General features: G+C 69.4%; 19 protein-coding genes and 5 tRNA genes. 10 read left to right on the top strand and 14 right to left on the bottom strand.

The window, feature by feature from the left end:
• Complete coding sequence (leuC, locus tag OHU89_RS34870) at window positions 1-1,425, bottom strand: 3-isopropylmalate dehydratase large subunit (RefSeq protein ID WP_266887600.1); 1,425 nt, start codon at window positions 1,423-1,425, stop codon at window positions 1-3.
• A 192-nt stretch (window positions 1,426-1,617) separates the two neighbouring features.
• Between leuC and ndgR the strand changes: the two genes are divergently transcribed.
• Window positions 1,618-2,334: an IclR family transcriptional regulator NdgR gene (ndgR, locus tag OHU89_RS34865; protein WP_007384919.1), complete on the top strand. Its 717-nt coding sequence runs from the start codon at window positions 1,618-1,620 to the stop codon at window positions 2,332-2,334.
• 74 nt (window positions 2,335-2,408) lie between these two features.
• Here the strand turns inward: ndgR and OHU89_RS34860 are convergent, their stop codons facing one another.
• Entirely contained in the window at window positions 2,409-2,933 is a 525-nt protein-coding gene (locus OHU89_RS34860) for a DUF4188 domain-containing protein (protein ID WP_365402598.1), read from the bottom strand.
• A gap of 90 nt (window positions 2,934-3,023) precedes the next feature.
• Here OHU89_RS34860 and OHU89_RS34855 point away from each other — a divergent pair, with 90 nt between their 5' ends.
• The gene (locus OHU89_RS34855; protein WP_405648931.1) at window positions 3,024-3,668 is read left to right on the top strand and encodes a MerR family transcriptional regulator; all 645 of its coding nucleotides are present in this window, start codon (window positions 3,024-3,026) and stop codon (window positions 3,666-3,668) included.
• 53 nt (window positions 3,669-3,721) lie between these two features.
• Here the strand turns inward: OHU89_RS34855 and OHU89_RS34850 are convergent.
• The 9 genes from OHU89_RS34850 to OHU89_RS34810 form a co-directional block, all read right to left on the bottom strand.
• A tRNA-Glu gene (locus tag OHU89_RS34850) sits at window positions 3,722-3,794 on the bottom strand.
• Between the two features lie 31 nt (window positions 3,795-3,825).
• Window positions 3,826-3,897 (bottom strand) — tRNA-Gln (locus OHU89_RS34845).
• A gap of 20 nt (window positions 3,898-3,917) precedes the next feature.
• Window positions 3,918-3,990 (bottom strand) — tRNA-Glu (locus OHU89_RS34840).
• A 62-nt stretch (window positions 3,991-4,052) separates the two neighbouring features.
• Window positions 4,053-4,125: transfer RNA gene (locus OHU89_RS34835), tRNA-Glu, on the bottom strand.
• Between the two features lie 40 nt (window positions 4,126-4,165).
• Window positions 4,166-4,237, bottom strand: a tRNA-Gln gene (locus OHU89_RS34830).
• A gap of 91 nt (window positions 4,238-4,328) precedes the next feature.
• Window positions 4,329-5,060, bottom strand: a complete 732-nt coding sequence (locus OHU89_RS34825) for an HAD family hydrolase (protein WP_405648930.1) — start codon at window positions 5,058-5,060, stop codon at window positions 4,329-4,331.
• Between the two features lie 94 nt (window positions 5,061-5,154).
• Window positions 5,155-6,639, bottom strand: coding sequence for a glutamate--tRNA ligase (gene gltX / locus OHU89_RS34820; RefSeq protein ID WP_405648929.1), 1,485 nt, complete (start codon window positions 6,637-6,639; stop codon window positions 5,155-5,157).
• Window positions 6,623-7,399: a fumarylacetoacetate hydrolase family protein gene (locus OHU89_RS34815; protein WP_266887611.1), complete on the bottom strand. Its 777-nt coding sequence runs from the start codon at window positions 7,397-7,399 to the stop codon at window positions 6,623-6,625. The genes gltX and OHU89_RS34815 overlap by 17 nt, the downstream gene beginning before the upstream one ends.
• Window positions 7,400-7,514: 115 nt before the next feature.
• Window positions 7,515-7,709, bottom strand: a complete 195-nt coding sequence (locus OHU89_RS34810) for a hypothetical protein (protein WP_405648928.1) — start codon at window positions 7,707-7,709, stop codon at window positions 7,515-7,517.
• A gap of 583 nt (window positions 7,710-8,292) precedes the next feature.
• On the opposite strand from OHU89_RS34810, the gene OHU89_RS34805 reads away from it, so the two are divergent.
• From OHU89_RS34805 to OHU89_RS34770, 8 genes are all read left to right on the top strand, one after another.
• Window positions 8,293-12,129: a nitrate- and nitrite sensing domain-containing protein gene (locus OHU89_RS34805; protein WP_405648927.1), complete on the top strand. Its 3,837-nt coding sequence runs from the start codon at window positions 8,293-8,295 to the stop codon at window positions 12,127-12,129.
• Window positions 12,130-12,138: 9 nt separating this feature from the next.
• The gene (locus OHU89_RS34800; protein WP_046258885.1) at window positions 12,139-12,552 is read left to right on the top strand and encodes a roadblock/LC7 domain-containing protein; all 414 of its coding nucleotides are present in this window, start codon (window positions 12,139-12,141) and stop codon (window positions 12,550-12,552) included.
• A 111-nt stretch (window positions 12,553-12,663) separates the two neighbouring features.
• The gene (locus tag OHU89_RS34795; protein WP_164334572.1) at window positions 12,664-13,059 is read left to right on the top strand and encodes a DUF742 domain-containing protein; all 396 of its coding nucleotides are present in this window, start codon (window positions 12,664-12,666) and stop codon (window positions 13,057-13,059) included.
• Window positions 13,040-13,615, top strand: coding sequence for an ATP/GTP-binding protein (locus OHU89_RS34790; RefSeq protein WP_046258886.1), 576 nt, complete (start codon window positions 13,040-13,042; stop codon window positions 13,613-13,615). The genes OHU89_RS34795 and OHU89_RS34790 overlap by 20 nt, the downstream gene beginning before the upstream one ends.
• Before the next feature lie 379 nt (window positions 13,616-13,994).
• Complete coding sequence (locus OHU89_RS34785; RefSeq protein WP_405648925.1) at window positions 13,995-17,267, top strand: nitrate- and nitrite sensing domain-containing protein; 3,273 nt, start codon at window positions 13,995-13,997, stop codon at window positions 17,265-17,267.
• Window positions 17,268-17,277: 10 nt separating this feature from the next.
• A complete protein-coding gene (locus OHU89_RS34780) occupies window positions 17,278-17,691 on the top strand; it encodes a roadblock/LC7 domain-containing protein (RefSeq protein WP_005479603.1) in 414 nt (137 codons plus the stop codon).
• A gap of 97 nt (window positions 17,692-17,788) precedes the next feature.
• Window positions 17,789-18,367 (top strand): DUF742 domain-containing protein, encoded by a 579-nt coding sequence (locus tag OHU89_RS34775; RefSeq protein WP_266887622.1) that lies wholly within the window; start codon window positions 17,789-17,791, stop codon window positions 18,365-18,367.
• A complete protein-coding gene (locus tag OHU89_RS34770; RefSeq protein ID WP_026248371.1) occupies window positions 18,348-18,929 on the top strand; it encodes an ATP/GTP-binding protein in 582 nt (193 codons plus the stop codon). Before OHU89_RS34775 ends, OHU89_RS34770 begins: the two co-directional genes overlap by 20 nt.
• Before the next feature lie 173 nt (window positions 18,930-19,102).
• Here OHU89_RS34770 and OHU89_RS34765 read toward each other — a convergent pair whose 3' ends face one another.
• The 3 genes from OHU89_RS34765 to OHU89_RS34755 form a co-directional block, all read right to left on the bottom strand.
• Window positions 19,103-19,288, bottom strand: a complete 186-nt coding sequence (locus OHU89_RS34765) for an acyl-CoA carboxylase subunit epsilon (RefSeq protein ID WP_405648922.1) — start codon at window positions 19,286-19,288, stop codon at window positions 19,103-19,105.
• Window positions 19,289-19,345: 57 nt separating this feature from the next.
• On the bottom strand, window positions 19,346-20,929 hold the full coding sequence (locus OHU89_RS34760; RefSeq protein ID WP_405648920.1) for an acyl-CoA carboxylase subunit beta: 1,584 nt from the start codon (window positions 20,927-20,929) through the stop codon (window positions 19,346-19,348).
• A 154-nt stretch (window positions 20,930-21,083) separates the two neighbouring features.
• On the bottom strand, window positions 21,084-23,429 hold the full coding sequence (locus OHU89_RS34755) for a polysaccharide lyase 8 family protein (RefSeq protein WP_405648918.1): 2,346 nt from the start codon (window positions 23,427-23,429) through the stop codon (window positions 21,084-21,086).
• Window positions 23,430-23,433: the final 4 nt, after the last annotated feature.

Here is a 23,433-nt window from a genome sequence, read left to right as displayed (position 1 = left end):
TCAGACTCCAGCGGGCACAGGGGCGTCGGACAGGTCGGCGGGCGAGGCCAGGTGGCCCAGCACGGCGGTCGCGGCGGCGACCTGCGGCGAGACCAGGTGCGTACGGCCACCCTTGCCCTGCCGGCCCTCGAAGTTGCGGTTGGAGGTGGACGCTGAGCGCTCACCCGGGGCCAGCTGGTCCGGGTTCATGCCCAGACACATCGAGCAGCCCGCGTGCCGCCATTCGGCGCCGGCGTCCTTGAAGACGACGTCCAGGCCCTCGGAGACGGCCTGCAGACCGACCCGCGCGGAGCCGGGGACGACCAGCATCCGTACGCCGTCGGCGACTTTGCGGCCCTTGACGAGCTCGGCGGCGGCGCGCAGGTCCTCGATGCGGCCGTTGGTGCACGAACCTACGAAGACGGTGTCCACCTTGATGGAGCGCAGCGGCTGTCCGGCCTCCAACCCCATGTATTCCAGGGCCTTTTCGGCGGCGTGGCGCTCCGAAGCGTCTTCGTACGAAGCAGGATCGGGGACGTCCGCCGAAAGCGGCGCGCCCTGGCCGGGGTTGGTGCCCCAGGTGACGAACGGCGACAGCTCGTCGGCCTTGATGACGACCTCGGCGTCGAACTCCGCGTCCTCGTCCGACTTCAGCGTCTTCCAGTACGCGACGGCCGCGTCCCAGTCCTCGCCCTTGGGGGCGTGCACACGGCCCTCGAGGTAGTCGAAGGTGGTCTGGTCGGGGGCGATCATGCCCGCGCGGGCGCCGGCCTCGATCGACATGTTGCAGATGGTCATCCGGGCCTCCATCGAGAGCTTCTCGATGGCGGAGCCGCGGTACTCCAGGACATAGCCCTGGCCGCCGCCGGTGCCGATCCGCGCGATGATCGCCAGGATCAGGTCCTTGGCGGTGACGCCGTCGGGCAGTTCGCCGTCGACCGTGATGGCCATGGTCTTCGGGCGGACCAGCGGCAGCGTCTGGGTGGCCAGCACATGCTCCACCTGGGAGGTGCCGATGCCGAACGCCAGACCGCCGAAGGCGCCGTGCGTGGAGGTGTGGGAGTCGCCGCAGACGACCGTCATGCCGGGCTGGGTCAGACCCAGCTGCGGGCCCACGACGTGGACGACACCCTGCTCGACGTCGCCCAGCGAGTGCAGGCGCACACCGAAATCGGCGGCGTTCTTGCGCAGCGTCTCCAGCTGGACCCGGGAGACCGGGTCGGCGATGGGCTTGTCGATGTCGAGGGTCGGGGTGTTGTGATCCTCGGTGGCGATGGTCAGGTCGAGCCTGCGCACCGGGCGACCGCTCTTGCGAAGGCCGTCGAAGGCCTGCGGGCTGGTCACTTCGTGCAGCAGGTGCAGATCGATGAAGAGGAGGTCGGGCTCGCCCTCGGCGCGCCGGACGACATGGTCGTCCCAGACCTTCTCCGCGAGTGTCCTACCCATCGCTTTCCCTCCGGCCGGCAAATGGTGCGCCGGCCCAACTAGAGATCTTCAGGAAGCGGCGCCCGCACCCCCTGGTTTCCCGGGCAGCCGCCACCAGGCCCGTTGGTCCGCGGGCCGCTGTGTATCCAAGGGTTGCGCGTCTCACGAAAAAAGGAACTTGCGTTTCACAGAGTGAGACGTGAGTATCGTTTCATGGACAACAGTAGCGGCGTCGGCGTTCTGGACAAGGCAGCCCTTGTCCTCAGCGCCCTGGAGTCCGGTCCGGCCACCCTCGCAGGTCTTGTGGCGGCCACCGGACTGGCACGACCCACGGCCCACCGGCTGGCCGTGGCCTTGGAACACCACCGTATGGTGGCGCGCGACATGCAGGGTCGTTTCATTCTCGGCCCCCGGCTGGCGGAGCTGGCCGCGGCCGCGGGCGAGGACCGCCTTCTCGCCACCGCGGGCCCGGTGCTCACGCATCTCCGTGACATCACGGGCGAGAGCGCGCAGCTCTACCGCCGCCAGGGCGACATGCGCATCTGCGTCGCCGCGGCCGAGCGGCTGTCCGGACTTCGGGACACCGTCCCGGTCGGCTCGACGCTCACGATGAAGGCCGGCTCCTCGGCCCAGATCCTGATGGCCTGGGAGGAGCCCGAGCGCCTCCACCGCGGCCTGCAGGGCGCCCGTTTCACGGCCACCGCACTCTCCGGCGTACGACGCCGAGGCTGGGCCCAGTCCATCGGTGAGCGCGAGCCGGGCGTGGCGTCCGTCTCCGCGCCCGTACGCGGTCCCTCCAACCGTGTCGTGGCCGCCGTCTCGGTCTCCGGCCCCATCGAGCGCCTGACGCGCCACCCGGGCCGTATGCACGCCCAGGCGGTCATCGACGCCGCCGCCCGCCTCTCCGAGGCCCTGCGCCGCACCGGCTGACGAACCCGGGACACCACAGCGGGAAGGACCTGCCCCAACGCCGCGGCAAGCCCTCCCCGTCCCCCGATCCCCCGTCACTTGGCCTCTTCAGCCACCTTCGCCTTCGCCGACCGGTGCGCGAAGCGGTCCTTGCCGGTACGCCCCCGCCGCTCCAGCGGCACCTGGCCGTGTGCCGCCGCGAGTCCGAAGGCAGGCATGTCGGCGTAGATCGACTCGTACGATCCCTCGGGCACGACATAGGTCTCGTGCCACAGCCCGACGTGCTGCCTGGCCTTCCCCGCCTTCTCCTTGCGGTTGATGATCGCCCACGCCCGGCGGTGGAACATGTCCGGTGCCTGCGCGTAGGCGTAGAGCTTCTCCTTGGACTCCCAGTACTGGACGACGTAGTACGTCCGCGGGTTGGCCGTCAGCAGGACATGGCTGAGCAGTCCCCGCTCGGGCGCCCTCCCCAGCTCGCGCAGCATCCGCGGCATGGCCAGGAGCACCGGGAACCAGTGGTGCACGGCCCAGAAGTGGTTGATGCGCATGCCGATCAGCAGGACGACCACATCGCCCTCGGTGTCGGCGGTGGTGCGACCCGGTACCGGCTTGGCGAACATGACGAGCCCCCGTTTTCCCCTGTCGGATAGCGGCACTATCCTCCTGAGTGATGCTTGGATAGTGACACTCGCCAATGAAGGGCGCAAGACATGCGGCTGGCCGAACTGAGCGAGCGCAGTGGGGTGTCCACGGCGACGATCAAGTACTACCTGCGCGAAGGGCTGTTGGCCCCCGGCAGCCAGATCAACACGACGACGGCCGAGTACGACGAGGAGCACCTGCGCCGGCTGAAGCTGATCCGCGCGATGATCCAGGTCGGCCGGGTGCCGGTGGCCACGGTCCGGGAGGTGCTGGGGCATGTCGACGACGAGTCGCTGCCCCGCGCGATGCGGCTGGGCGCGGCGGTGTGGGCCATGCCGCAGGTGCCGGAGCCGGCCGCGGACGACGAGTTCGTGCAGGGCGCGCGGGTCGCGATGGAGGAGCTGCTCCGGACGCTGGGGTGGTCCAACGCCCAGGCCATGACGACGATCTCGCCCTCTTTCCGCTCCCTCGTGGTGGCGACGGCCGCCCTGCGCCGCCTCGGCTACGACTGGGACCCCGAAACTCTCGTGCCCTACGCCCGGCTCATGCACCAAGTGGCCGAACTGGACATGGAGTTCATGGAGTCGCATGTCTCGGAGGCCGAGAAGGCGGAGGTCGCGGTGCTGGGTGTGGTGCTCGTCGAGCCGATGCTCCAGGCGCTGCACCGGCTGGCGCAGGAGGAGGAGTCGACGCGGAGGTACGGCTACGAGTAGGGCGCCGGGAACGGCGAAGGCCCCCCACCGAAGTGGAGGGCCTTCACTCTGCGTACCCCCGACCGGATTCGAACCGGCGCTACCGCCTTGAGAGGGCGGCGTGCTAGGCCGCTACACAACGGGGGCCCTAGCGATCCTGCGTTTCCGCAGTTCCGAGCTGGTCTACCTGGACTCGAACCAAGAATGACGGTACCAGAAACCGTAGTGTTGCCAATTACACCATAGACCAATATGGTTTAAAGCTTTTCGTACCCCCGACCGGATTCGAACCGGCGCTACCGCCTTGAGAGGGCGGCGTGCTAGGCCGCTACACAACGGGGGCCCTAGCGATCCTGCATCGAGATCGGCGGGAGCTACCCTGACCATCCTCGCGGGAAGGATCTGTACCCCCGACCGGATTCGAACCGGCGCTACTGCCTTGAGAGGGCAGCGTGCTAGGCCGCTACACAACGGGGGCTTTGCGGAATCGATCTCCGCCTGCAGATGAGCTCTGCGAGCTGGCCTACCTGGACTCGAACCAAGACTAACTGAACCAGAATCAGTCGTGCTGCCAATTACACCATAGGCCACTGGAACGCAAGCCCCGAAGGGGATCTTGTTCTAGTTTGCTCCGTCGGTCCCGGCCCTTTCGGCCCGCTCTCCGGCGGCGCAGGAAGAACATTACCCGAAGGTGGACGGGGCTCCAAAACGGGTATCCGCGCCGAGGAGCGCGGGGAGTTCGGCGAGGGTGGCGATCCGGTGGGGGCCCACGGGTGCGGTGCCGGTCGCGTACACACCGTCGCGGTCGATCCAGAAGGAACGCAGGCCGGCCTCGACGGCACCGCGTCCGTCGATCTCCGGATGGTCACCGACGTAGGCCACCTGCTCCGGGGCGAGTTCCAGGGCCTCGCATGCCGCGTGGAAGGCACCGGCCTGCGGCTTGGAGACGCCGAGTTCGGCCGCACAGAGGACGGCCTCGAAGCGGTCGTACACGCCGAGGGCGCGCAGTTTGCGGTCCTGGACGTGGATGCTGGAGTTGGAGAGCACCGCGTGCCGGTGGCTGGCGGCGAGGGCGTCCAAGACGGGCAGGACGTCCGGGAAGAGGGCCCAGACCGTCTCGTAGTGCGCGACGTACCGCTGGAACCAGGCGTCGGCCTCCGCGTCGCTCAGCGCCTCGCCCAGGAAGGCCCGCACCCGGTCCCGGCGCTGTCCCTGGAAGTCGACCTCCCCCGCCGAGAACCGCGCCCACTGGACGTCGGTGATCTCCCGCCAGCTCACGATGGCCTGCTCGGCGCTCTCGTACGCCTCCAACAGCCCCTCGGCCGCGAGGTGCAGGCGCATTCCGGCGCGGTCGGCACCGGTGTAGTCGAAGAGGGTGTCGTCCACGTCCCAGACCACGGCGCGAATGCTCATGATCCGACCGTAACCCGGGAGTTGCCGCCCTGTCCGGGGTACGGCGAAGGGGCGGCACCCGGTGACCCGGTGCCGCCCCTCACGTGCGCGTGCGTCACGCCGTCAGCTTCACCAGGGCCGCGTCGACGCGGGCCAGGGTCGTCTCCTTGCCCAGCACTTCCAGGGACTCGAAGAGGGGCAGGCCGACCGTGCGGCCGGTGACGGCGACCCGGACCGGGGCCTGGGCCTTGCCGAGCTTGAGGCCGTGGGCCTCGCCCGCCGCCAGGACGGCCTCCTTGAGGGACTCGGCGGACGTCCAGTCCGCCGACTCCAGCTTCGCGCGAGCCGTGCGGAGCAGGGCGTCGGAGCCGTCCTTCATCGCCTTGGTCCAGGACGGCTCGTCGAAGACCGGCTCCGCCAGGAACAGGAAGTCGACGTTGTCCGTGATCTCCGAGAGGACCTTCAGACGGGTCTGGGCGTGCGGGGCGATCGCGTGCCACTTCGACTCGTCGAAGTCCTCCGGCGCCCAGGGGGCGAACGGGGCCCGCAGCCAGGGGGCGCAGCGCTCGGTGAAGTCCTTCACGTCCAGCAGGCGGATGTGGTCGCCGTTGATCGACTCGCACTTCTTGAGGTCGAAGCGGGCCGGGTTGGGCTGGACGTCCGCGATGTCGAAGGCCGCGACCATCTCGTCCATCGTGAAGATGTCCTGGTCGGCCGAGAGCGACCAGCCGAGGAGGGAGAGGTAGTTGAGCAGCCCCTCGGGCAGGAAGCCGCGCTCGCGGTACAGGTTGAGCGAGGACTCCGGGTCGCGCTTGGAGAGCTTCTTGTTGCCCTCGCCCATCACGTACGGCAGGTGGCCGAAGGACGGGGTCTGCTTGGCGATGCCCAGCTCGGTCAGCGCCTTGTACAGGGCGATCTGGCGCGGGGTGGAGGAGAGCAGGTCCTCGCCGCGCAGGACGTGGGTGATCTCCATCAGGGCGTCGTCGACCGGGTTCACGAGCGTGTAGAGGGGTGCCCCGTTGGCTCGGACGATCCCGTAGTCCGGCACGTTCTCCGGGGTGAACGTCAGCTCGCCGCGGACCAGGTCCGTGAAGGTGATCGTCTCGTCGGGCATGCGGAAGCGGACGATGGGCGCACGGCCCTGCGCCTTGTACTCCTGGACCTGCGCCTCGGTCAGCTCGCGGCAGTGGCCGTCGTAGCCGGAGGGCTTGCCGGCGGCGCGGGCGGCCTCGCGGCGGGTGTCCAGCTCCTCCTGGGAGCAGTAGCAGCGGTAGGCGTGACCGGCGTCCAGGAGCTTGCCCGCGACCTCCTTGTAGAGGTCCATGCGCTGCGACTGGCGGTACGGCGCGTGCGGGCCGCCGATCTCGGGGCCCTCGTCCCAGTCGAAGCCCAGCCAGCGCATCGAGTCGAGCAGCTGGTCGTAGGACTCCTCGGAGTCACGGGCCGCGTCGGTGTCCTCGATGCGGAAGACGAGCGTGCCCTGGTGGTGCTTGGCGAACGCCCAGTTGAACAGGGCGGTGCGGACCAGGCCCACATGGGGGTTACCGGTGGGCGAGGGGCAGAAACGTACGCGGACGGGTGCGCTAGCCACGCTTGACAACCTTGTTGGTGAGAGTGCCGATGCCTTCGATGGTGACGGCGACCTCGTCGCCGACGGTGAGCGGCCCGACGCCTGCCGGGGTGCCCGTGAGGATCACGTCGCCGGGGAGCAGCGTCATGGCCTCGGAGATGTTGACGATCAGATCCTCGATCGGGTGGATCATCTCGCTGGTGCGGCCGAGCTGGCGCTGTTGGCCGTTGACCGTGAGCTGGATCGTGAGATCGGCGGGGTCGAGGTCCGTCTCCACCCAGGGGCCCAGCGGGCAGGAGGTGTCGAAGCCCTTGGCCCGGGCCCACTGCTTCTCGCGCTTCTGGACGTCGCGGGCGGTGATGTCGTTGGCGCAGGTGTAGCCGAGGATGACGTCCTTGACGCGGTCGCGCGGGACCTCGCGGCACATACGGCCGATGACCACGGCCAGCTCGGCCTCGTGGTGGAGGTCCTCGGAAAAGGACGGGTACTGGATCTCGTCGCCGGAGCCGATCACCGAGGTGGACGGCTTGAAGAAGGCGAACGGGGCGTCGGGCACCTCGTTGCCCAGTTCCCGCGCGTGCTCGGCGTAGTTGCGGCCGTAGGCCACGACCTTGTTGGGGAGCACCGGCGGCAGCAGCCGGACCTTGCTCAGCGGGACCTTCGTACCGGAGAGCTCGAAGTCCGCGAACGGGATGCCCTTGATGATGTCGAGGACGAGCTCGTCAGGCTTGTCGCCCTCGACCGCGCCGAAGGCGACGTTCCCGTCGATGGAGAATCTGGCGATGCGCACGGGATCCTTGCGCCCCTCACTTGAGCCGTCTGGAGTCTGACGCTCCAGGCTAACGCGGCAAAGGGCCGGCGCCTCGCGCATTACGCGGGCGCCCCGACGGTCGTACGAGCGTGATCTACTCGGCGGTGGCGGGGACCGGGACGTCCATCAGGATCGTGCGGCGCGGGTTGGCGGTCTGGGCCGGGAGGTCGACGGAGTGCTCCGGGAGCTCCGGGAGCTCCGGGGTCTGCAGGTCGTCGGCGTCCTCGAGGTGCGCCAGCGTCGTGCGCCGCGGGTTGGCTATGTTGCGGAACATCATCGTCGTCTTCACGGTTGTACGAGACCTTGTCGTCTTAGGGCGCCGGACGGGCGCGGGTTGTCAAAGTGTTACGTCATGTAAAGCGTCAGGCTAAACATGCGATTCCCCTCCGAAGGCGTGAAGACCCCATGATCCGCATGTGAGTTTGCTCACGGGGTGAGACGCAAAGCGGTCAATTCAGGCCTGCAATCCACCCCAACGAAACGGACATTGACCCCCTGAAGCCACCATTCCGCTCCTGATCATGGCGACTGGGACACCCTTGTCCCACAAGGGATCCGTTCGGGTACGTCCACTTTTGAGTGGATCACTTTCTACGTCTCGTAACCCGTCCCTCACGTGGTGTCACGGAAGTCACAGCCTGGCCTACGGCCCTTGTTGGAGATCCTGCACTGTGCTGGAATCTCACGAACCGCCGCAGGAACGAGCCGGCGCACAGGGGGCGCACCGCGCGCCGGGTGGCGGCGAGTAAGGGGGAGCCAGCGCCGGTCACTCACGACCATCGGGGGGCGTAATTCAGGGCGCCCCCCAGTACGCCGACACCGTGTCCTTCCGTTCACGCGGAGGGGTGCCTGGTCCAGAGGTTGCGACGCTAGTGCAGGGACGTTTCAAGAGGGATGGCAGCGCTTCGGCGGAGCCGGAGCCGCACGGCGGGACTGGCCCGAAAGGCGGCTCCGCGCCCCAGCACGCCCAGAACCCGGGCCAGGCGGCCACGTCCGGCGACGGGGGCGAGCGCTCCGGTCGACCCGGCGCGGCGTCCTCCGGACCCGCGAACCCAGCCGCCCCGACGGTGAAGGCGCCGAAGGGCCCGACCGGCCCCGGCTCGCGAATAGCGCTGCGCAACTGGCGTATCTCCACGCGCCTGGTGTCGCTGCTCGCGCTGCCCGTGGTCGCGGCCACCTCGCTGGGCGCCCTGCGCATCAGCGACAACATGGACGACATCCAGCAGCTCGAGAACATGAAGCTGCTGACGGACATGACCAAGCAGGCGACCGCGCTGGCCGACGCGCTCCAGAAGGAACGCGACCTGTCCGCCGGTCCGCTGGCGCACGGCTCCAGCGCGACCGAGTACACGATCAAGGGTCTGCGCGACAAGACGGACCGCGCCCTCGAGGACTTCGTCGACTCCTCTGAGGAGATCGACGCCGAGGGCGGCAGCCTCCAGGGCGTCCGCGACAACGTGGTGCTCCTGGTCAGCAACCTGCGCGGTATCGAGAAGATCCGCAACACCGCGTACGAGCAGAAGGACAACTCCACCCAGACGGTGGAGGCCTACCACCGCCTCGTGACGCAGCTGCTCGACCTCTCGCGCGACATGGCGCAGGCGACCAGCAACCCCGAGATGATCCAGCGCACGCGTGCCCTGGCGGCCTTCTCCGCCGCCAAGGAGTACTCCTCCGTGCAGCGCGCGGTCCTCGCGGCGGCCCTGCCTGCGAACAAGACGACGTTCGGCGACCTCTCCGAGAACGACCGGCTCTACGGCCAGTCGGCTCTCACCAACGAAGAGGCCGACATCAAGAGCTTCCAGGTCATCTACGGCAAGACCAGCGCCGTGGAGCTCATGGATCCCATCAGCGACAACAACTCGACCATCCAGTCCGCCGACACCTACGCCAGCCGTGCCCTGAACGCCCAGGACGGTCTGGAGAACCTGGACAAGCGGTCCTACCAGGACTGGGTGGACGACAGCTCCTCCAAGATCGACCAGATGGGCAAGATCGAGCACACGCTGCTCGAGGAGATGGAGCAGAAGGCCCGCGAGCTGCGCAACGAGTCGGAGCAGGAAGCGATCATCTCCGGTGCGCTGATCCTGCTCGTGCTCGGCATCTCGCTCGTCGGCGCCTTCGTCGTGGCCCGGTCCATGATCCGCTCGCTGCGCCGGCTGGAGGAGACCGCCACCAAGGTCGCCACGGACCGGCTGCCCGAGCTGGTCAAGGCGCTGTCCGAGTCCGACCCGCAGGACGTCGACACGTCCGTGGAGTCGGTCGGTGTGCACTCCCGGGACGAGATCGGCAAGGTGGCCGCGGCCTTCGACGACGTGCACCGCGAGGCGGTCCGCCTCGCCGCCGAGCAGGCCCTTCTCCGGGGCAACGTCAACGCGATGTTCACCAACCTCTCGCGCCGCTCCCAGGGTCTTATCCAGCGCCAGCTGTCGCTGATCTCCGAGCTCGAGTCCCGTGAGGCCGACCCGGACCAGCTGTCCTCGCTGTTCAAGCTGGACCACCTCGCGACCCGTATGCGCCGTAACGGTGAAAACCTTCTGGTTCTCGCCGGTGAAGAGCCCGGCCGCCGCTGGACCCGCCCGGTCCCGCTGGTCGACGTGCTGCGCGCCGCCGCCTCCGAGGTGGAGCAGTACGAGCGCATCGAGCTGGCCTCGGTGCCGACCACCGAAGTCGCCGGCCGCGTGGTCAACGACCTCGTGCACCTCCTCGCCGAGCTGCTCGAGAACGCGACCTCCTTCTCCTCGCCGCAGACCAAGGTCAAGGTCACCGGTCACGCGCTGCCCGACGGCCGCGTGCTGATCGAGATTCACGACACCGGCATCGGCCTCTCCCCCGAGGACCTCGCCGCGATCAACGAGCGGCTCGCCTCGCCGCCCACCGTGGACGTCTCGGTCTCCCGACGCATGGGTCTGTTCGTGGTCGGCCGGCTGTCGCAGCGTCACGGCATCCGCATCCAGCTGCGCCCGTCCGATTCCGGTGGTACGACCGCGCTGGTCATGCTGCCCGTCGATGTCGCCCAGGGCGGCAAGAAGCCGCAGCCCAAGCCCGGTCAGGGTGCCGGTGGCGCCCCGTCCGCCGCACAGGCGGCCGCCGGTGTGGCCGCGGCCCGTCGTGGCCCCGGTCAGCAGGGCGGCTCTCTCGGTGCGGGTGCGGCCTTCGGTGGCGGTGCCCTCGGTGCCGGCGCTCAGCCCGGTGGCCGGCTCAATGCCGGTCAGGGGCCGCGGGCCGCGCTGCCGGGCACGGGCAACAGTGGTCGTCCGGGTGCGCCGGGTGGCGCGCGCGGACCTCAGGCTCCCTCGGCTCCTCCGCAGGGCCGGCCTTCCCCGGCCGGTGCGGGCGCCGGGTTCGGCGGTCAGGCGCCGGGTGCTCCGCAGGGTCTGCAGGCCGCGGGTACCACCGCGCCGCAGGACGCCTTCGGTGGCGGCCGTGGTCCCGTACCGCCGCAGCAGTCCGCTCCCGCGGGCAACTCGGGCAACGAGCAGCAGGGCCGTCGCCGTGGGCGTCAGCTCCCGGGCCGTGGCGGTCCGCGGGCCGAGCTGCCCGGCGGCAACCCGCAGCAGCCCCGGACGCCCAGCTGGAGCGACGAGAACGCGCAGCCGCAGATCTCGCACACCTCGCTCGACACCCCGCGCGGCCATGACGAGCAGGACGCCGCGCAGACGTCCCGTATGCCGCGGATCGACGACCGGCACGGCCCGGGCGCGACCACGGAGATGCCCGCGATCCCCCGGTCCGACAGCCGCCAGGGGCCCGGCGCCACCTCCGAGTTCGCCCGCCCGGACTTCGACGCCCCGCAGAACACCGGTCAGTTCGCCCGCTCCGAGTACGACGCCCCGCAGAACACCGGTCAGTTCGCCCGCTCCGAGTACGACGCCCCGCAGAACACGGGCCAGTTCGCCCGCCCCGGTACCGAGGCTCCGCAGAGCGGCACGGGTTCGTTCGTCCGCCCGGACGTCTTCGGCGCCCCGGGGCAGACCAGCCCCTCGGCGACGGGCCAGTTCACGACTCCGCAGGGGTACGACAACGGCTCCACGGGCCAGTTCCCGATGCCGGGCCAGGACAGCAGCTCCACCGGCCAGCACGCCCTGCCGGGTCACCAGAACCCGCAGCACACCGGCCAGTTCGAGCGACCGCAGACGAACGGCGGACGTGGTCCGGCCGACTTCGGCGCCCCGCGTCCCCCGGTCCCGCCACGTCCGCAGCGTCCCGCCCGTCAGGAGCCCGAGGCGCTGCCTCCGGCGACGAGCGCCGGCGACGGACGGACGCCGCTGTACGACACCCTGGAGACCAACTGGTTCCATGGTCAGCAGGGCGGCCAGCAGGATCAGCAGGGCAGCGCTCCGGCCCCGCAGCAGCCGCAGACTCCCGCGGCACCCCAGTCCCCCGCATCCGCTCCCCAGCGGACCGCGGCCAACGCCTCCTGGCGCAGCTCGCCGAACGACGACCTCGTCCGGCAGGCCGAGCGGGTCAGGCAGCCGGCCGCGGGCGGGGTCACCACCTCCGGCCTCCCGCGCCGGGTGCCCCGGGCGAACCTCGTCCCGGGCACGGCTCAGCAGCAACAGCACCAATCCGGTCCGGCAGTCTCGCGTGCGCCTGATGACGTACGCGGCCGTCTGACCAATCTCCGTCGGGGTATCCAGCAAGGTCGTCAGGCCGGCACCGGCCAGACGGGCAGCTTCCCGAGCCCCACTCACCAGCAGGAGCGTTAGTTGAGCCCGATGAGCCAGGCGGCACAGAACTTGAACTGGTTGATCACCAACTTCGTGGACAACACCCCCGGGGTGTCCCACACCGTCGTCGTGTCCGCCGACGGACTCCTTCTGGCGATGTCCGAGGGTTTCCCGCGTGACCGCGCCGACCAGCTTGCGGCCGTCGCGTCGGGTCTCACCTCGCTGACGGCCGGGGCCTCCCGGATCTTCGAGGGCGGCAACGTGGCACAGACGGTCGTCGAGATGGAGCGGGGTTTCCTGTTCCTGATGTCCGTCTCGGACGGCTCGTCCCTGGCCGTGCTCGCGCACCCCGACTGCGACATCGGCCTGGTGGGCTACGAGATGGCCTTGCTCGTCGACCGCGCGGGGGCGGTCCTCACGCCTGATCTCCGCGCCGAACTACAGGGCAGTCTGCTTCACTGACCGGCCCCGGATCCACCTGTCTCACCAAATCACCGTCCGGCCGCCACAATCCCCCCACCGGCCATGTCAGACGGCTTGACTGACCGACTTGCTGTCCCGTCCGGAGGATTCATGACCCCGCCCACCGCCTCTCATGATCCGTACGCGGAGCCGTACGAGGATGAGGGCGACCAGCCGCTGGTACGTCCGTACGCGATGACCGGCGGCCGGACCCGGCCGCGCTACCAGCTCGCCATTGAGGCCCTGATCAGCACCACGGCCGACCCGGCGGCACTGATGGGCCTGCTCCCCGAGCACCAGCGCATCTGCCACCTGTGCCGTGAGGTGAAGTCGGTGGCCGAGGTGTCGGCGCTGCTCAACATGCCGCTCGGTGTGGCCCGCATTCTCGTCGCGGACCTCGCCGAGGCGGGTCTCGTCGCCATCCACCAGCCGGGCGGCGACGAGAGCACCGGCGCTCCGGACGTGACACTGCTCGAAAGGGTGCTCAGTGGACTTCGCAAGCTCTGACGGAGGCCGGGCGACCACCTCCGCGAAGATCGTGGTGGCCGGCGGCTTCGGCGTCGGCAAGACCACGTTCGTGGGCGCCGTCTCCGAGATCAACCCGCTGCGCACCGAGGCCGTCATGACCTCGGCGAGCGCGGGGATCGACGACCTCACGCACACCGGGGGCAAGACGACCACCACGGTCGCCATGGACTTCGGACGCATCACCCTGGACCAGGACCTGATCCTGTACCTCTTCGGTACGCCGGGCCAGGACCGCTTCTGGTTCATGTGGGACGACCTGGTGCGCGGCGCCATCGGCGCGATCGTGCTGGTGGACACCCGCCGTCTCGCCGACTGCTTCCCCGCGGTCGACTACTTCGAGAACTCGGGTCTCCCCTTCGTCGTCGCGCTCAACGGCTTCGAGGGGCACCAGCCCTACGCACCCGAGGAGGTGCGCGAGGCGCTGCAGATCGGTCCGGACACCCCGATCATCACGACGGACGCCCGCCACCGCTCGGATGCGAAGAGTGCCCTGATCACACTGGTCGAGCACGCTTTGATGGCACGGCTGCGGTAGCACTCAAATCGTCCGTGTCCTACGGAAGTTGTCGTAGACGCCCCGGAGCCGGCTGTGTCCTTTGACACGGTCGGCCCTGGTGTTCATAACGTTTCGGCAGAGGAATCGGGTGGTACGGCCACGCGTCGTTGTCAACCGGTCTCACTGCGCTCACAAAAGCCCCGTCATTTGACGGGGCTCGCTCTTTATGACCGTTTTATCTAGGGCTTACATCACTCGGAATCCTCGCCCTCCCATGTTTGGAGGACCGTAGGCCGACATGCTGGAATGCCTGAACTGCCCAATAGTCAAAGACGTACTCACTAGTCGATGGCGCACTGGGCTCTGAGAGACTGCGGCACAACGTTGGTGCCGACCCCGCCGGAAGGTTGTTGGTCGAGTGAGGCGAAGCAAGAACGGTCCCGAGCCGTCGGCCCGGGGCAACTTCACCCCGCCGCCGCGCGGAGCGGCGCCCGCCCCTGTGCCAGGTTCGGAACCGACGGCAGCGCCGGCTCCGAGCGGCAGCCGTCTCTCCCCGCGCAACTGGCGCGTGCCGACGCGGCTGAACGCGATCCTGCTCATACCCGTGCTGGTCGGCCTCGTCATGGGCGGCTTCCAGGTGAAGAGCTCGATCGACACCTGGCAGCAGGCCGAGGACGCGGAGAAGACCGCACGTCTGGTCCGGGCCGCCCTGACCTACGGCGACGCCCTCTACACCGAGCGCGACTCCACCGCCGCCCCGCTGCTCCAGGGCCTGGGCGAGGACGACAAGACGGTCGTCGCCGCCCGCAAGGCCACTGACACCGCCGCCGACGCCTTCGACGAGGCCGCGCAGAACATGCCGCAGACGGCGGGCCTCCAGCGCCGCCTCGACATCTTCCGCAAGGTCGAGCCGAAGCTCCAGAATCTGCGTGCGACGGCGTACACCGCCAAGCGCACCGGTGTGCAGACCGAAGAGGGCTACGTCGAGGTCGCGCACCCCTTGATGGAGTTCTCCAACGAGCTCGGTCTCGGCACCGGAAACATCACCAGCTACGGCCGTACCGTCTACGCGATCGCGCTGACCAAGGCCTCGCTGTCGCTCGAGCGCTCCATCGGCATGCACCTGCTGATCAAGCCGGGCACCGATCCCAAGAGCTTCGCCTCCCAGCGCACCGCGCTCACCTCGTACGCCTACCTCGAGGGCATCGCCATCGAGGAGTACATCGGTGGTGGCACCGAGGCCGACGCCCAGAAGCTGGACACCCTGCAGAAGCAGGCCCTGGCCGACGGCGCGACGGCGGCCAAGGAAGCCAAGCAGAAGAACTCCGCCTATGTGCCGCCGCCGTCCGACCCGGTCGACATGGTCCGGGCCATCGGCGGTCTGACCTCCACGGACAAGTCCGAGCGTGACGTGCTCGCCACGAAGGGCATCACCGCCGAGAACTGGTGGGCGGTCAACACCCTCAAGTACAACGTCTACCGGACGATCGAGTCCGACATGGCCGACAAGGCCGTGGACGAGGCCGCCAGCATCGCCGACGACGCCCAGCGCGACGCCTTCATCACCGGTGCCGCCGTCGTGGTCGCCCTGCTCGCCGCGTTCATCCTGGCCGGCATGGTGGCCCGCCAGATGTCCCGCTCGATGCGCCAGCTGCGCAACGCCGCCTTCGGTATCGCCGAGCAGCGCCTGCCGATGCTGGTCGACCAGCTCTCCCGCACCGACCCCGGCCGGGTCGACACCCGGGTCACGCCGATCCCGATCACCACGACCGACGAGATCGGCGAAGTCGCCCGCGCCTTCGACCAGGTCCACCGCGAGGCCGTCCGGCTCGCCGCCGAGCAGGCCCTCCTGCGGGGCAACATCAACGCGATCTTCACCAACCTGTCGCGCCGCAACCAGTCCCTGATCGAGGGCCAGCTGACCCTCATCACCGAGCTGGAGAACAACGAGGCCGACCCGGACCAGCTGGAGAACCTCTTCCGCCTGGACCACCTCGCGACCCGTATGCGCCGCAACGGCGAGAACCTCCTGGTCCTCGCCGGCGAGGAGCCCGGCCGCCGCTGGGACCAGCCGGTCCCGCTGGTCGACGTGCTCCGCGCCGCCTCCTCCGAGGTGGAGCAGTACGAGCGCATCGAGCTCTCGGGCGTCCCGGAGGCCGAGATCCACGGCCGCGCCGTGACCGACCTCGTGCACCTGCTCGCCGAGCTCCTGGAGAACGCCACCACGTTCTCCTCCCCGCAGACCAAGGTCCGCGTGACCGCGACCCGTCTCCCCGACGGCCGCGTGATGATCGAGATCCACGACAAGGGCATCGGCCTCACCGCCGAGGACTTCGCGGACATCAACCACAAGCTGGCCAACCCGCCGACCGTGGACGCCGCGATCTCGCAGCGCATGGGTCTGTTCGTGGTCGGCCGGCTGTCCGACCGGCACGGCATCCGCGTCCAGCTGCGTCCCTCGGGCGAGCAGGCCGGTACGACCTCGCTGGTCATGCTGCCGGACGCGATCACCCACGGTGGTGGTGGCGAGCAGCAGCAGCCGTCCCAGGACGAGTTCACCGTCTCGCAGATCATCCCGGAGCAGAGCTTCGGCGGCGAGAACTTCAACAACGGCCTGCCGATGCGCACGGCCGCCGAGCTCGGCTTCGACGACAGCCGCTACACCGAGGTCCCGGACGACATACGCGAGCTGGACCCCGTGGGCCGCTCCCTCATGCGTGAGGAGCGCCGCGCGGCCCTGGAGGCCCAGCACGGCCAGCCGTCCCTGGAGGGCGCGAACCCGTCGTACGCCGACGAGTTCGACGCGCAGCAGGCCGCCTACGAAAACGGCCACGGCGGCTTCCAGCAGCCCTCCGGCTACGAGGAGCAGCAGCAGTCGCCCTACGCCGAGCCGCAGCAGCGCGCCGCGTACGAGGAGCCGCAGCAGGCGTCGTACGACGAGCAGTACTACGCGCCGAACGGCGGTGTGCCGCAGAGCGACGCCTTCTCGCCGAACGGCGGCTACCCCGAGCCCACGTATGCGGAGCCTGCCCAGGCGGACACGTCGGTACCGGAATCCATCCCGGCCTTCGAGGAGCGCCGCTACCAGGACGACTGGCCGCAGCAGGACGGGTACCAGAACGGGTACCAGGGCCAGTACGCTCCCGAAGCGGAACCCGTGCAGGCCGCTGACGTCGGTGAGCGCGACCACGTAGGCTTCGACCGTCCGGGTCCGGCCCCGTCGGCCGCTCACGACCTGACCGAGGCGGGGCTTCCCCGCCGCGGATCCGGCGGGGGCGGAGCGAACGGCACGGCCCGTGCGAACGGAACGAACGGCACGGGCAGCACGACCGACATGTTCGGCTCGCGGCACGTGGCCCAGGAACCGCCGGCCTCCGCACCGGAGAGCAACGGCAACGGTGACTGGCGCTCGGCCAACGACGAGCGCTGGCAGCAGGCTTCGGCGCTCAAGAAGCCCAAGGCGGGCGGGGTCACCTCCTCCGGTCTGCCGAGGCGGGTGCCCAAGGCCAACCTGGTCGAGGGAGCCGCCGAGACCACCCCCCAGGGCGGCCCACAGGTCTCCCGCGCTCCCGAGGACGTCCGGGGCAGGTTGAGCAACCTGCGCCGCGGTGTCGAGCGGGGTCGCAGCGCAAGCAGTGAAACGAACGGTCAGGGCTTCGGTCCTGACAGCACCTACAACCAGGAGCGTTAGTGTGAGCCCGATGAGCCAGGCGGCACAGAACCTGAACTGGTTGATCACCAACTTCGTGGACAACACCCCCGGGGTGTCCCACACGGTGGTGGTCTCCGCCGACGGACTCCTTCTGGCGATGTCCGAGGGTTTTCCGCGTGACCGCGCCGACCAGCTTGCGGCCGTCGCCTCCGGTCTGACCTCACTGACCGCCGGTGCCTCGCGCATCTTCGAGGGCGGCAGCGTGAACCAGACGGTTGTGGAGATGGAGCGGGGATTCCTCTTCATCATGTCCGTCTCCGACGGATCCTCGCTCGCAGTTCTCGCACATCCCGAGGCGGACATCGGTCTCATCGGGTACGAGATGGCACTCCTGGTGGACCGTGCAGGTACGGTCCTGACGCCCGATCTTCGGGCCGAGCTCCAAGGGAGCCTTCTCAACTAACAGACAGACGGTGCGTTTTGGCGTCCCGAGGCCATAAGGTTTCGGGACGCGGCTCCACAGTGATGCGGTGCCCGGCACAGTCGGAGGAGGAGAGAAAGTGGCAACACCCCCAGGCGGTTCATCGTCCGGTAATTGGTCGTACGGCCCTGGCCAGGGTCAGAACGACGGTTCCCAGAACCCGAACCGTTACAACTTCCCCTCCGCACCGAGCCATCGGCAGCCGTACGCGCCCCAGGGCCCCGGGCCCTCGCCGTACGACCAGCCTTCGGCACCGCGTATCCAGCCTGTGCAGCCGCAGCGACGCGCTCCTGAGCCGGCGCCCGCAGGGGCGACGAACAACCCCTTGGTGCGCCCGTACGCCATGACCGGCGGCCGGACGCGCCCGCGCTACCAGCTCGCCATCGAGGCACTGGTGCACACCACCGCGCAGCCGCACCAGATGCAGGGCCAGTTGCCCGAGCATCAGCGGATCTGCAACCTCTGCCGAGAGATCAAGTCGGTAGCCGAAGTCTCGGCTCTGCTCACGATCCCTCTCGGCGTGGCCAGGATCCTCGTCGCCGACTTGGCGGAGGCGGGCCTGGTCGCCATTCATCAGCCCGGCGGCGACGAGAACGCCGGCGGCCAGCCAGACGTGACACTGCTCGAAAGGGTGCTCAGTGGACTTCGCAAGCTCTAGCGGCGGTCCTTCCCGCTCCACCACCTCGGCGAAGATCGTGGTGGCGGGTGGCTTCGGCGTGGGCAAGACCACGTTCGTCGGGGCCGTTTCGGAGATCAACCCGCTGCGCACCGAGGCCGTCATGACGTCCGCTTCCGCGGGCATCGACGACCTCACCCACACCGGTGACAAGACCACCACCACGGTGGCCATGGACTTCGGCCGTATCACCCTGGACCAGGACCTGATCCTGTACCTCTTCGGTACGCCCGGTCAGGACCGCTTCTGGTTCATGTGGGACGACCTGGTGCGCGGCGCCATCGGCGCGATCGTCCTCGTTGACACGAGGCGCCTTGCCGACTGTTTCCCGGCTGTCGACTACTTCGAGAACTCGGGGCTTCCTTTTGTGATCGCCCTGAACGGGTTCGACGGAAACCAGCCGTACAACCCGGACGAGGTCCGGGAGGCGCTGCAGATCGGCCCGGACACCCCGATCATCACGACCGATGCGCGCCACCGTGCGGACGCGAAGTCGGCGCTGATCACTCTCGTGGAGCATGCGTTGATGGCTCGCCTGCGGTAAGTGGTTCTGTTTGCGGCTGCTGGGCTGCCACGGACGGTTGTACGCCGTCTGCGGCAGCCCAGTGGCTTGTCGCGCCCACGCGGCGGAGCCGCACATCGATACAGCCCCGCGCCCCTTCGGGACACGTCTGAGGGCCCCTCTCAATGAGAGGGGCCCTCAGACGTACGACGAGCTCAGTGCCAGCTGTGCGGGGCTCGGAAGCCGCCCTCGCGTTCCAGGCGGCGCCAGCCGGCCTTGGGGTGGGGGCGGTCCGGGGAAGCAGGCTGGGCGGCGGCGCGGGCCAGGAGGATCGCGGTGATCGCGGCGACTTCCTCGGGCTCGGCGTGGCCCTTCTCGACGCGGATGTCGGGAGTGTTCATGGGTGTCAGTCTCCGTGAGAGAGGTTTCCGCAGGGGTGCCGCGGAGGGTCCGCTGGGTTACTGCGGGGGGTTGCCGTGCTTACGGGACGGCAGGTCGGCGTGCTTGGACTGGAGCATCGCCAGGGACCTGATGAGGACCTCGCGGGTCTCCGCCGGGTCGATCACGTCGTCCACCAGGCCGCGCTCGGCCGCGTAGTACGGGTGCATGAGCTCGGACTTGTACTCCTTGACCATGCGGGCCCGCATGGCCTCGGGGTCCTCGGCGTCGGCGATCTGCCGGCGGAAGATGACGTTGGCGGCACCTTCGGCGCCCATCACGGCGATCTCGTTCGTCGGCCAGGCGTAGGTGAGGTCGGCACCGATGGACTGGCTGTCCATGACGATGTAGGCGCCTCCGTATGCCTTGCGCAGGATCAGCGAGATCCGCGGCACGGTCGCGTTGCAGTAGGCGTAGAGGAGCTTCGCGCCGTGGCGGATGATGCCGCCGTGCTCCTGGTCGACGCCCGGGAGGAACCCGGGGACGTCCAGGAAAGTGACAATCGGGATGTTAAAAGCATCACACATCTGGACGAAACGCGCAGCTTTTTCACTCGCCTCGATGTCCAGGACGCCCGCGAGGGACTGCGGCTGGTTCGCCACGATGCCGACGACCTGGCCGTCGAGCCGGGCCAGTGCGCAGATGATGTTCCGCGCCCAGCGCTCGTGGACCTCGAGGTAGTCGCCGTCGTCGACGATCTCCTCGATGACCTTGGCCATGTCGTACGGCCGGTTGCCGTCCGCGGGGACCAGGTCGAGCAGTACGTCGCCACGGCGGTCCGCGGCGTCCGTGGACTCCACGCGCGGCGGGTTCTCGCGGTTGTTCTGCGGCAGCATCGACAGGAGGTAGCGCACCTCCGCGATGCAGGTCTCCTCGTCGTCGTACGCGAAGTGGCAGACGCCCGACGTCTCGGCGTGCACGTCCGCGCCGCCCAGCCCGTTCTGCGTGATCTCCTCGCCCGTCACGGCCTTGACCACGTCCGGACCGGTGATGAACATCTGCGAGGTCTCGCGGACCATGAAGACGAAGTCCGTCAGCGCCGGCGAGTACGCCGCGCCACCCGCGCACGGGCCCAGCATCACGGAGATCTGCGGGATGACACCCGAAGCCTTCGTGTTGCGCTGGAAGATGCCGCCGTACCCGGCCAGCGCCGAAACGCCTTCCTGGATACGGGCGCCCGCGCCGTCGTTCAGCGACACCAGCGGCGCGCCGGCCGCGATGGCCATGTCCATGATCTTGTGGATCTTGGTGGCGTGGGCCTCGCCCAGCGCACCGCCGAAGATCCGGAAGTCGTGCGCGTACACGAAGACCGTGCGGCCCTCGACCGTGCCCCAGCCGGTGATGACACCGTCGGTGAACGGCTTCTTGGACTCCAGGCCGAACCCGGTCGCCCGGTGCCGGCGCAGCTGCTCGACCTCCTGGAAGGAACCCGCGTCGAGGAGCAGCTCGATGCGCTCCCGGGCGGTCAGCTTGCCCTTGGCATGCTGCGCCTCGGTCGCCTTGTCACTCGGTCCGGCCATCGCCTGCGCACGGATCTCGTGCAGCTCGGCCACTCGCCCCCGTGCGTCCGTCGGCTCACCCGGCGCGTCATCCAAAACGGTCATGTAGTGACCTTACGAAGTGCGACAAGGAAAGCGGGCCGTCGACTCCGTACAGTCTCCGGCCCGTTTTCCTGGTACCCCTGAACAGAACCTCGGAGCCATGCAGCCATTCCGACTGCTCAGGGGGCGTCCCGCTTGTAGAGATCACACAAAGCCATCAGCTGAGAGCCACCTCACATTCATGTGGGGCACATGCCCTCCCCGGGGTGATTCTGAGGCGCAGACGGCGGCCCTTGGCGAGGATCTCGACCGAGTCGTCGGCCCGGATCACCGCGCGGACCGGATGGTCCCAGCCGATCTCCACCGGCTTCCCCGTCCGCGGCGGCTCGCTCACGCAGAGGGTAGCGGTGCGGCCCCGGCGGCGTACCAGCACGCTCGCGCCCGCGGAGGCGGCGAGCGGGCCCGCCGTACCGGCCTGCCAGAAGGTGGCGGCCGTCAGGCCGAGGGAGGGGACGTGGACCGCCTGGCGGGTGCCGTCATTGGCGAGGACGTTCAGCCACCGGCGGTCGGCGGCGCGGGCCGCGACCCCATGGCGGGACGCACCCGGCATCAGGACATAGACGTATGACGCGTCCGTCGGGTCCGTGCCGTGGTCCAGCCAGAGGGTCTGCCAGCGGCGGGTGGCCCGCTCCGTCGTACTGGTGGTGTTGATGTCCGACCAGGCGCCGGTGCGGTCCTCGCGGAGGGTGCGCAGCTCGCCGTACGGCACCACCCAGCCGCCGTGGCCCTCCAGATGGGCCCAGCCACGCCCCCGTACGAAGGCCGGGGTGGCGCCCTCCCCCAGGTTGCGGTTGTCGACGACGGTCTCGACCGGTACGCCGTCGGCGCAGGTGATGCCGGCGCCCAGGCAGATCACCGCGTCGGCGACACAGAACCACGACTTACGGGCTTCCAGCGTCGAGCCGAGGCCCTTCAGATGCTGTCCGATCGCCGCGTACTCGCCGTCGGTGACACCGCCGACCCAGCGCGCGTCGGGCTTGGGCTCGCCCCATTCGCCGCCGGCCCTGTCGGGAAGGCGGCGCGTGGAGACGGTCGTGCCCGGAAGGCGGTACCAGTCGACGGTGGGCCAGTACCAGTCTGTGTACTGGTCGGCCCGGTCGGCCCGGTCGGTCCGGCCGCCGGTCCACCAGTAGAGCATTCCGGCTCCCGTGTGCCAGCCGCGCGGGTTCTCGCCGTTGCCGCACTCGTAGTACGCGATGCGGTCGCTCGCCATGGCGATGTTGGCGACGAAGCCGGGGCGGCGGTGGACGGCCCGGTCCATGGCGGCGAAGAGCCGGTGGCCGACGGGGTCGGGGCCGGCGGGCACGGGTGACTCGGCGACCGCATGCAGTCGGGCGAGGTCGGCCACTCCGAACTGACGTGCCGTCAGGATCGGCGAGACGGTGTCCCGTTCGATCCATCCCTTGATACGGCCGAACCAGCGCTCCCGCTCGGCCTCGCTCGCCCCGCCCGCGAGGAGGGCCGTCGCGGCGATGATGCCCTGGCCGTGGAAGTGGTCGCCGCGCAGCACATGCCGGTCGTCACTCTTGAGGTAACCCCGGCTGATGGCACGGCCGTTGACGCTGTCCATCATCAGACCGTCGTGGATCAGTGGCGCGTAGGCGTGCTCGACGGCGTCCAGGACGATCTGCCGGTTCGGGTCGGTCACGGCCCACTCGGAGCCGGCGAGCAGGGCGAAGAGACGGCCGAGGCCGTCGAGGAGGACCTGGCCGTAGGTGCCCGAGTAGGCGACCCAGGTGTGCTGGACGAACGAGCCGTCGGCATAGAGGCCGTCGCCCTGGACGACGTACGGGAAGACCGGTGAGAGCGCGTCCCGGGCGAGGGCGATCTTGGCGGGTGCCCGGCCGAGGATGCCGCGCAGGGCGACGGAGCGGCACAGGTCGACGCGGTTGGCGCCGGTGGACGTACCGGAGTAGTCGCTCAGCATCGCGTCGGGGACGAAGTGGTCGACGGCGGCGCAGGCGGCTTCCCGTCGGGCATCGGTGAGGTGGTCGTACAGCGTGGCGATGAGGTCCATGAGCAGACGGGGGCTGCCGATCTGCCATTCCCACCAATTGCCGTAGCGGGTGGTGGAGGGGTTGTAGATGGTGGCGGAGAGGTGGTCGAGGCCGCGGAGGACGTCCCCGAGGAGGGACTCGTCGCCGGTGGAGCCGGTGCCCGGTTGGACGTAGGCCTGGGCCATGGTCCACAGGCGGCCGTAGCTCTGGGTGATGCCGGACGGCGGGTCGTAGGGGTAGCCGGGCCACAGGGAGGTCGCGGTGGGGGTCATGGTCGCGCGGAAGCCGCGGGCGAGTACGCCGGTCTCGGCGAGGCGGGCCGCGTACGGCTCGGCGGTCGGGTCGTAGCCGGTGCCGAGGGCGATGTCGAGCCAGCGGAGGCGGAGGGTGCCGTAGGGGTCGGGGGCGGCGGCACGGGCGCCGGGGGCGGCCGTGGCGAGGAGCGCCGCGGTGAGTAAGGCGGCCCGGCGGGTGAGCCTGAGGGGACCTCTGGGATGCGGGTTCATGCCC

Origin of the sequence: Streptomyces sp. NBC_00019, assembly GCF_045041015.1 — a bacterium.
Taxonomy (GTDB): domain Bacteria; phylum Actinomycetota; class Actinomycetes; order Streptomycetales; family Streptomycetaceae; genus Streptomyces.
Note: the sequence above shows the minus strand (reverse complement) of the source record. Positions and strands in the feature narration are given on the sequence as shown.

Excerpts from the sequence above, each read along its gene's own strand:
- leuC (WP_266887600.1), bottom strand. The coding sequence starts at position 1,425 with ATGGGTAGGACACTCGCGGAGAAGGTCTGGGACGACCATGTCGTCCGG.
- ndgR (WP_007384919.1), top strand. The coding sequence starts at position 1,618 with ATGGACAACAGTAGCGGCGTCGGCGTTCTGGACAAGGCAGCCCTTGTC.
- OHU89_RS34860 (WP_365402598.1), bottom strand. The coding sequence starts at position 2,933 with ATGTTCGCCAAGCCGGTACCGGGTCGCACCACCGCCGACACCGAGGGC.
- OHU89_RS34855 (WP_405648931.1), top strand. The coding sequence starts at position 3,024 with ATGCGGCTGGCCGAACTGAGCGAGCGCAGTGGGGTGTCCACGGCGACG.
- OHU89_RS34825 (WP_405648930.1), bottom strand. The coding sequence starts at position 5,060 with ATGAGCATTCGCGCCGTGGTCTGGGACGTGGACGACACCCTCTTCGAC.
- OHU89_RS34800 (WP_046258885.1), top strand. The coding sequence starts at position 12,139 with ATGAGCCAGGCGGCACAGAACTTGAACTGGTTGATCACCAACTTCGTG.
- OHU89_RS34795 (WP_164334572.1), top strand. The coding sequence starts at position 12,664 with ATGACCCCGCCCACCGCCTCTCATGATCCGTACGCGGAGCCGTACGAG.
- OHU89_RS34780 (WP_005479603.1), top strand. The coding sequence starts at position 17,278 with ATGAGCCAGGCGGCACAGAACCTGAACTGGTTGATCACCAACTTCGTG.
- OHU89_RS34765 (WP_405648922.1), bottom strand. The coding sequence starts at position 19,288 with ATGAACACTCCCGACATCCGCGTCGAGAAGGGCCACGCCGAGCCCGAG.
- OHU89_RS34760 (WP_405648920.1), bottom strand. The coding sequence starts at position 20,929 with ATGACCGTTTTGGATGACGCGCCGGGTGAGCCGACGGACGCACGGGGG.
- OHU89_RS34755 (WP_405648918.1), bottom strand. The coding sequence starts at position 23,429 with ATGAACCCGCATCCCAGAGGTCCCCTCAGGCTCACCCGCCGGGCCGCC.